Raw genomic sequence first — 12,195 nt, 5'->3', positions numbered from 1 at the left:
CCGGCGCGGTGACAGGATTGTTTTGAAATAGTTTAATGGAAAAATAGGTCATCCTTCTTTCTAAGGCTAGCCTTTGGTACCACCAGAGGTTAAACCTGATACGAAGTTCTTCTGTAATAGGAAGAAGAGAATGGAAATTGGCACGGCGATTAAAATCGCACCTGCCGCAAACAAGGCTACCCGTTGGTTCCGAATATCGGAAATAAAGGTTTGTAACCCAACCGCCACGGTGTAGGCTTCCTGACTTCTTAATAAGAACCGGGAAAGCATGTAGTCCCCAAAGGGTCCCATGAAAGCCCAGAGGGCTTGGACAGCCACCATCGGTTTAACCAATGGTAAGACAATTTGCCAGAAGGTCCGGATATGACCGGCGCCATCGATTTTAGCTGATTCATCTAAGTCATAAGGGACTGTATCGAAGTAACCCTTCATGAGCCAGGTATTCATCGGAATCCCGCCCCCAATATAAAGGAAGGTTAGGAACCAGAATTGGTTGATAGCTTTTAAGAGGAAGGCCATAACGAAGAAGGCAGTCAAAGCAGCCGTAGTTGGCACCATTTGGATAATTAAAAAAGTCTTCAAAGAATTTTTTCGGCCGATAAAACCATAGCGAGAATAAGCATAACCCGCTAAAGTAATAATCGTCACCTGAATCAACATGGTTGACCCAGCTACAATTAAGGTGTTCTTGTACCAAGTTCCGTATAAAGTCTCATCGAAGAGACGACGGAAATTATCCAGGGTCCACTGAACATCAAAAGATAATTTAAAGGCGGTCATATTCCCTGCAATAAAAGCTGAAGAAGCGGTCACTAACAGAGGATAAATAATCACAATACACAAGATAATCATGTAGAGGTAGGTCAAAAATTGGCCTAAGCGTTTTTTGAATTTGGCAGAATGGGCTAGATTTTTCATCTTAGATATCCTCCATTTCAAAAGAATTTGACCGCTTGAAGACAAGTAAAGAAACCCCAATGACGATCAAGGAAATAATAATAGTTAAGGCAGCTGCCACTGAATATTGTGGTGAATTCCCGGTCGTTAACTTGAAGATCCAAGAAATCAAAATATCGGTTGAACCGGCACCGCCCCCAACTGAACCAGGTCCCCCATCATTAAACAGATAAATCATGGAGAAGTTATTAAAGTTACCTGTATATTGGGTGACAAAAACCGGCGCAGCTACAGAGAGAATGGTTGGTAAGGTAATATCCCGGAAACGACGGTTGGCATTGGCCCCATCGATTTTTGCCGCTTCATACAAGTCATTTGGAATGGATTGCAGAATGGAAGTGACCATGACATAAATATAAGGGAACCCTAACCATCCTTGAATCATAATAATAGCAATTTTAGTCCAGTTAGGATTGGTCTTCCATGGGACTAAGCCAACATCCATAAAAGGAATTAATCGATTGAAGAAAGGAATAACCTGAGTATTAATGGCTCCCACAGAATCATTGAACATATTTGAAAAGGACAAAATCGTAATAAAGGCTGGAACTGCCCAAGGAAGTAAGAAAATTACTCCAAAGAAACGTTTACCTTTAATAAAGGGTTGGTTGGCCACAATTGCGGTGAAAACCCCCACAACAATTTGTAAGGTCGTGGCTGCTAGCGTCCAAATAAAAGTCCAAGATAAGACCGAACCAAAGGCCTTTCTAAAAGTACTTAGGAAGAAAATTTTATTAAAGTTTTCAAAGCCGACCCAATCCAAGAGCTTGGCAGGAGGCATATTTAAGAAAGAATAATTAACAAAAGCGGTAAATACCGTTACCAAAACGGGAAAAACAATTGCAAAAATCATAGCCACATAGGCCGGAATGATTAATAAGTAAGGAAAGCCATTTTGGTAGACATTATTTAAAAGTTCTTTAAATGATTGATTTACTGGAATACCTTGATTCCAGAAGTCAGCAACGCGTCTGGCATCATAAATATTATATATATAGAAAATTAAGAAAATCAGTGTAATCAGCAATTGTAATGATCCCTGAATCAACATAAATAAAGAATGGTCTTGTCTAGGTGTTGTACCTAGCGTTACCAAATTAACTAGGGCTTGGTTCCCAAAAACATGCATTTCATAGGCAAAAATACCAGTAATAATCAGGAATAAAACCCCTTTAATGGCTTGACGGTTATAGAATTGACCCAAGCCTGGGATCAAAGATAAGCAACCAGCTAAGGTTACATTTTTGTGAGTGACTGTTTGATCAGTCATGAGGGTACCTCCTTATAAAGTAATAAAGTCTGGCCGGCAGGGGCCAACCAGACTCAATTACACGATGTAATTAATTATTAATAACCTTTTTGTGCAATTGCTTCTTTAATCAATTCAACGGCCGCATCGGCAGTTTCCTTAGCTGATTTAGAACCAGATACAGCATCAAACATCATGTTTTCAGCTCCGGTCCAAACTTCAGCCATTTGTGGAATATTTGGCATTGGCACAGCATTTTTGTAAACATCGATTACGGCTGCAGTTAATTCAGAACCAGATTCAGCAGCTTTCTTACGAGATACTTGGTTGGCTGGTACTTCTTCAAGACGTTCATACATAATGTCTTGTTGTTCAGTTGAAGTTACCCAGTCAATGAATTTTTGAGCAAGTTCTTGTTTTTCAGTGAAGGCTGAAATTGTCCATCCTTTACCACCACCGAATGGTTTATAATCTTCACCATTTGGTAAGGTTGGGATTTTAGCAGCTGCATATTTAACGCCTGAATTGTTAAAGTCATTGGCCATCCAAGGACCAGTGATAACTGCAGCTGTTTTACCATCCATGAAGCTTTGGTTTAAGAAATCTGGAGCAGAAGTTTTATCTTGCATACCTTGAGGCCAAGATTCTTGATAGAATTTAGTGGCATATTCAATGGCTTCAACGGCACCATCATTATTTAAGCCTAACTCTTCTGGGTTAGTACCATCTTCACCAAAGACATATCCGCCGTAACCAGCTAAAAGACCATAAGTATGATAGAAGTCAACCCAGTTAGCTAGGAAACCAACATTCTTGCCGTCTTCACCTTCAAAGGCATATTTATCATCTTTAAGTAAACCTTCTAATTCTTCAAAGGTTTCTGGTGCTTTTTCTAATAAGTCAGTGTTATAGAACATAACTAATGTTTCGATAGTTGCTGGAGCAGCATAGATTTCACCATCAAAGGTTACTTGTTGTTTATCAGTATCATCATATTCAGCTTCATCATTTAAAGTAACTGGTAATAACATACCAGTTGCTCCGAGTGAACCCACCCGGTCATATGGAGCGATCATTACGTCTGGGCCAGTTCCAGCAGGACCATCGAGTGATAGACCATCTAAAACTTCGAACATATCTTTATCCCAAACTTCAACCTTAACATTGTTTGCTTCTTCAAAGGCTTTAATATTTTCTGAAACATAGTCGAATTGACCTGCGGCAGAGACGATTAAAGTTTCTTGTGCTGAAGCTGACTCAACACCACCAACGAATGATGCTACTAAAGGAGTAGCGCCTAGTAATAATGCAGATGCTGCACTTACCCATTTGTTCATTTTCATTTTCTTTCCTCCAATTCTTTTATGCAATCGTTTTCTTTAATAGTATTATCTATGAAACGCTTACAAATTGCAAGTGTTTTTTGCTTTTTACAAAAATTTTCTTAGTGCTTCACTGATTAAGTATTCTTGTATATTATCCCTTAGCCTAAAGGCTTTGTTAGATCTAGCTCAAACAATACTTAAAGTCGCAACTAAATTTAGTAACTTTAGGCTTTTACTCTAAAAGAAGTTAAACCACTAAAATCCAACACATTTTGTGCAATTGATTTCATACTTTATTGATTAAGCTCAGCAAAAACCACGAAACCATAACTAGTTAAAGTCCCCGCTTGGTATCCCTGACAAAAAACTGGCTCGGATTGACTTTGTTCTTCCAAACTTAAGGCCTCGTCCCTTAAATTAAAGTAAGCCAGTAACCGTTCTGGCCCTTGATCTATTTCAAGCTTTAAACTTCCTTTAGAAGTTAGACTTTCATGGTGGTGGCCTTGGTTAATTAAAGAATTATAGGAATGACGGAGGCTAATTAAGGCTTGGATAAAAGCTTGCATCTGGCGGTCTGAGTCCGTAAAGTCCCAAGGCATGGGCCGGCGGCAATCCGGGTCATCCCCACCTGCCATAGCAATTTCCGTACCATAATAAATACAAGGACTCCCCACCTGTAAGAAAAGAAAGGCGAGACTAGCTTGCATAAGGGCTAAGTTTTGCCCGCATTTATTAAAGAGTCGCATGGTATCGTGGGAATCTAAGAGGTTAAACTGAGCTTCGCTGCAAGACTGCCGGTAGGTCATCCGTAGGCGGCCAAGCTGGTCTAACCATTGGGACCGGTTAGATTCCAACCCCATAAAAAGTCCTTCAATAATTTCTTGCAGGGGATAATTCATCACCGCATGAAATTGGTCTCCCTGTAACCACGGCTGAGACCGGTGCCAAACTTCTCCTACAATATAGAAGTCAGGTTTAAGGGCTAGACAGGCTTGGTGGAAAGCCCGCCAGAAACCATGGTCGATTTCATTGGCCACATCCAAGCGCCAGCCATCAATATCACATTCTTGGATCCAATATTGGGTGACCTTTAAGAGATAGTCCCGGGCTTGAGGCTGGGTGGTCTTCCACTTAGGCATGGCCGGCACAAAAGCAAAAGTCTCATAATTCATGGTTTCGTCATCGAGGCGGCGTAGTTTGTCCACCGGTAATTGATTAATATGGAACCAGTCATAATAGTCTGACTTCTTGCCCTTGGCGATGACATCCTGCCAGATGGGTGCTTGACTGCCAATATGGTTAAAGACAGCATCCAATATGACCTTTATCCCCCGTTGATGGGCTTGGGTCACTAATTCTTTCAGGTCCTCTTTAGTCCCAAAATCAGGATCAATCTTAAAATAATCATGGGTATTGTACTTATGATTTGATGACGAATCAAAAATCGGACACAAATAAAGTCCAGTGATACCCAAGTCTTGTAGGTAGTCTAACTGCTGGATAATCCCTTTAAGGTCCCCACCATAGAAGGCATCATGGTCCGGGCGACTATCCCGTTCCCAGTCTTGAAGGTGATGGCGATTTGGAATCTTCCCTGACCGTTTAAAGCGGTCCGGAAAGATTTGATACCAGACCGTGTCCTTGGCCCAATCCGGTGCTTGATAGTGGTCTGACCAATGTAAATACGGTAGTTTGAAGCCATCTTTATTAGCACGTAGGTCTGCCTGGCTTGGCGGTCCAGCTAAAGGATACAAGTCTACCTCATTATAGAGGTAGGTCTGCCCGGCTAGGTCTTCAATCACAAAATAATATTCAAAGCGTTTAGGCGGATTAGCGATAGCGACTTGATAATAGTCAAAGTCCCGGTCTTGTTCCCACAAGGTCATGGTTTGGCTGTAATAATCGGTCCCCTCTAAGGTTTTAAAGACTTCTTGGTAATAGACCTTAACTTGGGCAACCTGTCCCTTTCCCACCCGCAAACGCAGGTGGAGGCAGTCCTCAGCATAGAGATAGGCGTATTCTGATTCTGGTTGATGGTAAAGTAAGGCAGCTTGCATAGTCCTTCCTTCCTGGGAAAAATCAAGGCAGCACCCAAGACTCTTTGCTGGGCAAAAATCCTTAAAGTGCCACCTCATATAGTAATGATTCAGTTTGATTTGACAAAATAGAAAGCAATACTTGTTAATTTGCAGACTTGTTTTCTTCTAAATGCCAAATATCTTGATTGTAGTCACGTATGGTCCGGTCAGAAGAGAAGTAGCCCGCTTGGGCAATATTCTTAATGACCTTGGCCATCCAAGTAGACCGGTCTTCATAGGCTTGATAAACTTTTTCTTTAGTTTCAATAAATTCTTCCAGGTCAATTAAAGCCATGAAGTAGTCTTTATTAATGATATCTTGGTGAAGCCGATTTAAACGTTCTTCATTTCCCAAAGCCAAGAGGTCAGGACTAACGATAAAGTCGACCAAAGGTTTGATTGATTCTTTTTCATAATAATCAGAGGCCCGGTAGGCATTGTTAGCATAAAGGTCCACAATCGTCTGACTATCCTTACCGAAGATAAAGATATTGTCATCCCCGACTAAGTCATGGATTTCCACATTAGCGCCATCCATGGTCGCAACCGTTAAGGCACCATTAACCATAAACTTCATATTACCGGTACCAGAGGCTTCTTTAGAGGCTAAGGAAATTTGTTCAGAAATATCCGCCGCAGGAATTAAGTAATGAGCGGCCGTCACATTATAGTTTTCGACCATGACTACTTGTAGGTATGGGGCTACCTCAGGATCTTTAGCAATCAATTCAGACAGACATAAAATTAAATGAATAATATCCCGGGCAATGGTATAAGCGTTGGCCGCCTTACCGCCGAAGAGAATAGTAATTGGCCGTGCTGGTTTATTGCCAGCCTTGATGTCAAAGTACTTATGAATAATATAGAGGGCTAACATTTGCTGGCGTTTGTATTCATGGATCCGCTTAATTTGGACATCAATAATTGAATCATCCTTGATAGATACGTCCATGCGACCTTGTAAGAAATGGTTCAATTTAGCTTTGTTGCCAACTTTAATTGCGTCGAGTTTAGCTTGGACGTCCGCATCCGCTTGATAGGCTGCTAAACCGCTTAGGTCATGCGAATGCCGCCATTGGTCACCCAGTAATTGGTCTAAGTAAGCCGCCAAATCTGGATTCGCATCCATCAACCAGCGTCTGAAGGTAATCCCATTCGTCTTATTATTGAATTTCTCTGGATAAGCTTGGTAGAAGTCTTTCAATTCAGATTCTTTGAGGATATCCGTATGCAGGGCTGCTACCCCGTTAATGGAATAACCATAATGGATTGATAAGCGGGCCATGTGTACCCGGTTTAGGTCATCAATAATGGCAAGTTCAGGGTTAATAAAGTTTTCTTTCATCCGAGCATCTAAATATTTAATGATATCCGCAATTTCTGGCACAATAGCTTCTAAGTCAGCCAATGGCCATTTTTCTAAAGCTTCAGCCAAAATAGTATGGTTGGTATAGGCAGTCATTGATTTCACGATGTCCACCGCTTCTTCTACAGGTAGTCCATGTACTTGATTTAAAAGCCGGATCATTTCCGGAATGACTAAGGCTGGGTGGGTATCATTGATCTGGATGACCGCATAGTCAGCTAAGTCATGAAGATTTGACCCTTTTGCTAAGGCTTCATCAATAATCAATTGGGCTCCATTAGACACCATGAAATATTGTTGGTAAACCCGTAATAATTCACCCGCGTGGTCGGAATCATCAGGATATAAGAAAAGTGTTAAGTTTTCTTTGATATTAGTCTTATCGAAATCAATGGAGTCGTCGTGGATAATTTTCGGATTGACTGAATCAATATCGAATAAGCGCAAACGATTGCGAGTATTGCGTTCATAACCGAGTACATCAATATCATAAAGGCTTGACTCTAAATCAAAGTCTCGGTAAGAAACAGTATAGTGATGGTGGGATTTAACTAGCCAAGATGAGTCAGTAATCCATTCATCGGGAATTGATTTTTGTTCATTGGCCTCAAAGACTTGTTTAAATAGACCAAAATGGTAGTTAAGCCCCAAACCATCGCCATTTAAGCCTAAGCTAGCAATAGAATCTAAGAAGCAGGCCGCCAAACGCCCTAAGCCACCATTACCTAAGGATGGTTCTTGTTCGGCATCTTCGATATCCATCATATTTTTGCCAGCGGCTTGGAGTTCTTGACTCACTTGATCATATAGACCTAAATTCAAAAGGTTATTGGATAAAAGCTTTCCAATCAGGAATTCAGCTGAGAAATAATACAATTTTTTCTTTTGATTATTAGTAGGTAAGTCTTGGGCCTTGTCTTTTACTAAGGCTAAAAGGACTTGATATAATTCGGAATCATTACAATCAGCGATGGGTTTCTGGTAAAGAGCTTGGGAATATTTACTTACAAGGGTCATGGCTTACTCCTTTTCTGTTAATTTAGGATTGCTTCTAAAGTATACTTCAGTGGTATTCTTTAAGAAATCTGTCACACTTTGATTTAATTGGTCAGGGGTCATCCGCCATTTCCAATTTTTGCCAATGGTAGAAGGCTCATTCATCCGGGCTTCATTGCCTAAACTTAATAAGTCTTGCATGGTATAAACCGCTAAACGAGACACAGATTGGGCCAATCCGCGGTTAAGGGCTTGAGCTGGAGTTTCATTGGGTAATTTATGGAGATAGGTCACCAGTTGGTCTTTTTGAGCTTGCGACGCCGTATCGTTCCACCAACCCATAGCTGTTTCATTATCATGGGTTCCAACATAAACAGCGGTGTTCCAGAAATAATGATGAGGCAAGTCAGTTGAATCGTTATGACCATTAAAACCAAACTGTAGAATTTTCATAGATGGGAAACCGGTGGCCTCACGCATGGCATGAACTTCTGGGGTCATAAAACCTAAGTCCTCGGCGATAATATCTAAGTCACCTAATTTTTCCTTTAAGACTCTGAAAAGGTCATATCCTGGACCCTTTACCCAGTAGCCATGGGCTGAGCTTGGAGAACCGAAAGGCACTTCCCAGTAAGACTCAAAACCACGGAAATGGTCAATCCGGACCCGGTCATAGAGTTCAAAACTAGCTTGGATCCGTTTCACCCACCACTGATATCCATTGGCTTTCATATAATCCCAATCATAGATTGGATTGCCCCAGTATTGACCGTCCGCTGAAAAATCATCCGGTGGTGTCCCGGCGACTACCGTTGGCCGACCTTGGGCATCCGTTTTAAAGTATTCTGGCGTGGCCCACATTTCCACAGAATCGGCTGCGACATAAATCGGCATATCACCAATAATTTGAATATGGTTTTGGTTGGCATAACCCTTAAGTGCTTGCCATTGTTTAAAGAACCAATATTGGGTCACCCGGTGGTAGTCCATTTGGGCGGCTAATTCTTGCCGGTAACGGTCCAAGGCTTGGGGTTGACGGGTTTGGATATCTTGGTCCCATTCCATCCAAGATGCTAGACCAAAAGATTCTTTAATTGCCATGTATTCAGCAAAAGGCTCTAACCACTCCGCTTTTTCTTGAATAAATGTTTCATAATCCGCTGGACGGGCTTGACCCAAGAAACGATCGACCGCTTTTTGTAGGATCGCTTGACGGCTTTGGAAAATAAGGCCGTAATCCACATCATCTGGCTTACGTCCAAAATCAATTCCTGCTAAATCTTCCGGAACTAATAGCCCCTCTGCTAATAGTTGGTCTAAATCAATAAAATAGGTATTACCCGCAAAAGCTGAAAAAGATTGGTAGGGTGAATCCCCATAAGATGTGGTCGTCAAGGGTAGAATTTGCCAATAAGACTGCTTAGTTTCTTTAAGAAAATCGACAAAGTCATAGGCAGCTTGGCCGAAAGAACCGATACCGTACTGGTTGGGTAACGATGATATATGCATTAAAACACCTGATAAGCGTTCCATAAAAACCTCCTTATAAAATTTATTGAATTTCTTTATGCAAATTCATTATACAAAAATTAAACTTTAATGCAAACGATTTCTCAAATTTATCTTAATTATTTTTTTGAAAAGGATACCATTGTTATTCTAAGCTTGATATTATATAATTCTAAATAGAAAATACGTTTGCATTATATCAAGAAAGGAGGATGTTAAATGAATGTTACCATTAAAGATGTAGCCGAACGTGCTGGGGTAGCCCCTTCAACCGTATCCCGAGTCCTATCTGACAGCAAGTCAATTTCTGATAAGACTAAAGAAAAAGTTCGTAAAGCCATGGCTGAGCTCCATTATTATCCTAATTTGACAGCCCGATCCTTAGTATCTAAACGATCTAAAGTTATTGGCTTAGTCCTTCCCCAAGCTTCCGATGCTTTTTACCAAAACCCTTTCTTCCCTACCGTCTTAAGGGGAATCAACGAAGTCGCAGCGGAAAATGGTTTTTCCTTATTATTGAATACTGGTAATGGCGATCAGGAACGGCTCCGTCACATTCAACGGATGGTCAATGGCCGTTTGGTTGATGGCTTGATTTTTCTTTATGCCATTGAAGATGATCCCATTATTAATTTTGTGCGTCAGTCAGCAACACCCTTTGTAATCATTGGCCAAGCAACCGATTGGCAAACTAATTTTGTGGATAATAATAATGTGGACTTAGGCTTATTGGCCACCCAATACCTCATTGACCAAGGCAAGAAGAATATTGCTTTTATTGGGAGTGCCTACCCGCAAATCTTTGTTAAGTCTCGCTACCAGGGCTATCAAAAAGCTCATGAAGCAAGTCATTTAGAAGCTAACCCTGACTGGATTTTTCGTCCTGATCAATTCTTAGTTAAAAACGGCTTTGAAATGGCACGAGAGGTTGCTGCCATCCCCGAAATAGATGCCGCAGTGATTGTTGACCAGTTAGTTGCCCGAGGTTTTAAGGAGGGCGTCCGCTATGTCTGTCCTGACCGACAGATTGCCGCGATGACCTTTAAACCCTACCGGTCTGACTTCTCCCAAGGCATCCACCAAGCCTATATCAATATTAATGCGATCGAACTAGGTAAACGGGCCTTCCAAGTCCTCTTTGACGCCCTTAACGACCAACATTCTGACCAAGAAATCCGTTATTATCATGAAATTGTCAAAGCGGAACTCGTACAGGGTAATGCTGATTAGAACTATTTATACTCAATAAGGAGACTGGAATTGGCCCAGTCTCCTTATTCTTTTAAATTTATTCTAACCGAAATCCTATTAGCTCTTTTGGGACTGTGCATTGACCTGCTTCAATGCACAATTTTGGACTTTCCTTTGCATTGACAACCTCAAAGCACAACTTAAAAAAACATCAAACTTGTTCCTTAAAGCCAGGACCCCTATAATTAATCTATCAAGAAAGGAGGTTCCAATTTGAAACAAAATTATCCAGTCCTATATCTACTTATCTGGACCATATTGCTCTTAAATCCTAACCTAACCTGGCTTTATCTCCTTTGTGGTCTCTTAACACTTGGGCTCAGTCTTGGCTTAGCCTACCAAGCCGGCAGACTAAAGCCTAAAATCATCCTCTTTCTTTTACTTACCCTAACTTTAATTTTAGTCCTAATGATTATTCCCACTTTAACTTTTCTCTTGCTCAATACAACCATCATCATCATTCAAGCCATTTACTGTCTCTTCCTTAGTCTTCAAATTCTAATTTGGCTAGGACAAAAAGAAGGACGCGTCTATCCATTCATTATAGAAATCGGTAGCCGCCTCCTATTAATCTGGCTTTGCCTTAACTTTGATGGTGGCCCCTATTTATTAGCTATTTACTGCGCCTTACTCGCCTTACAAGAAGCCCTTCCTTCAAGGAAACTCAACTATAGCTTGCCTCAATTACCTATTTATCTCACCGCACTTTTTCCTTATCTATCTCTTTTAATCTGGCAAAAGGACCTCCCTCAAGACTTAGATCAAGTGGACCTAAGCTTATTACAAGGTCACCACCTAATTTACTCAGCGACTACTTTGAAAGAAAGACTAGCCCAGTCCGACCAAGACCTGGTCATCTTACTCCAAAATGGACCGGCCTCTTATGATCGAATTGGCCATATTGATCTGGCTTTTCAAGGACGCGTCTATTCATACGGTAACTATGATGCTGATTCTCGAAAGTTATTGGACCTTTTGGGCGAAGGTATGCTGATGACTGCAGACCTGGACGCTTATATGGACTACTTACTCAAACGCCACCTGAGTATTTTTGCCTATTCCTTCAGTTTAAATCCGGACCAAATACAAGCGACCCACAATTTTTTAAATCATATGCTTTGTCAAAGCGAACTTTGGTTACCTCAAACTCCTAAGCAAGAAAGTGATTTTGCCGGTCGAATGTTAAGTTACCCCGGCAGCCAATTCCACCATATAAAGCAAGGTTCATATAAAACTTATTACTTATTCGGAAGTAATTGTGTCTTATTTGTCAAAGACCTTCTCAGAAGTCTTGGATATCCGCTGAAAACCACAACCAATATTCTTAGTCCTGGGGTCATATTCGCCTTCCTTGAAAAAGCAGATCAGTCCGACTTTATCCAAGACCGTTACCTAGTCTCAGCACCTTTATTTGACCGCTTTGTCTTGCATAAATAATATACAAAACAGCCCCTTTCTTCTTAG

At 41.0% G+C, this 12,195-nt stretch carries 8 protein-coding genes; 2 read left to right on the top strand and 6 right to left on the bottom strand.

The window, feature by feature from the left end; genetic code table 11:
* Positions 1-66 precede the first annotated feature (66 nt).
* The 6 genes from HMPREF9257_RS03005 to malQ all read right to left on the bottom strand — a co-directional run bounded on the left by HMPREF9257_RS03005 (position 67) and on the right by malQ (position 9,504).
* Positions 67-918: a sugar ABC transporter permease gene (locus HMPREF9257_RS03005; RefSeq protein WP_006417996.1), complete on the bottom strand. Its 852-nt coding sequence runs from the start codon at positions 916-918 to the stop codon at positions 67-69.
* Between the two features lies 1 nt (position 919).
* Positions 920-2,227 carry a carbohydrate ABC transporter permease gene (locus HMPREF9257_RS03000; RefSeq protein ID WP_006417989.1) on the bottom strand — a complete coding sequence of 436 codons (1,308 nt, stop codon included), beginning with the start codon at positions 2,225-2,227 and terminating at the stop codon, positions 920-922.
* 77 nt (positions 2,228-2,304) lie between these two features.
* Complete coding sequence (locus HMPREF9257_RS02995) at positions 2,305-3,549, bottom strand: extracellular solute-binding protein (protein WP_006418001.1); 1,245 nt, start codon at positions 3,547-3,549, stop codon at positions 2,305-2,307.
* Positions 3,550-3,824: 275 nt separating this feature from the next.
* Complete coding sequence (locus tag HMPREF9257_RS02990) at positions 3,825-5,588, bottom strand: glycoside hydrolase family 13 protein (RefSeq protein ID WP_006417983.1); 1,764 nt, start codon at positions 5,586-5,588, stop codon at positions 3,825-3,827.
* A gap of 124 nt (positions 5,589-5,712) precedes the next feature.
* Entirely contained in the window at positions 5,713-7,992 is a 2,280-nt protein-coding gene (gene glgP / locus HMPREF9257_RS02985; protein WP_006417986.1) for a glycogen/starch/alpha-glucan family phosphorylase, read from the bottom strand.
* A 3-nt stretch (positions 7,993-7,995) separates the two neighbouring features.
* Entirely contained in the window at positions 7,996-9,504 is a 1,509-nt protein-coding gene (gene malQ, locus HMPREF9257_RS02980; protein ID WP_006417991.1) for a 4-alpha-glucanotransferase, read from the bottom strand.
* 195 nt (positions 9,505-9,699) lie between these two features.
* Between malQ and HMPREF9257_RS02975 the strand changes: the two genes are divergently transcribed.
* Together HMPREF9257_RS02975 and HMPREF9257_RS02970 are read left to right on the top strand one after the other, a co-directional pair.
* Positions 9,700-10,710 (top strand): LacI family DNA-binding transcriptional regulator, encoded by a 1,011-nt coding sequence (locus tag HMPREF9257_RS02975; protein WP_006418000.1) that lies wholly within the window; start codon positions 9,700-9,702, stop codon positions 10,708-10,710.
* A 234-nt stretch (positions 10,711-10,944) separates the two neighbouring features.
* Positions 10,945-12,168: a hypothetical protein gene (locus tag HMPREF9257_RS02970; RefSeq protein WP_006417984.1), complete on the top strand. Its 1,224-nt coding sequence runs from the start codon at positions 10,945-10,947 to the stop codon at positions 12,166-12,168.
* Positions 12,169-12,195: the final 27 nt, after the last annotated feature.

Source organism: Eremococcus coleocola ACS-139-V-Col8, assembly GCF_000183205.1.
GTDB lineage: Bacteria > Bacillota > Bacilli > Lactobacillales > Aerococcaceae > Eremococcus > Eremococcus coleocola.
This window is presented reverse-complemented; position numbering and strand designations above follow the sequence as displayed.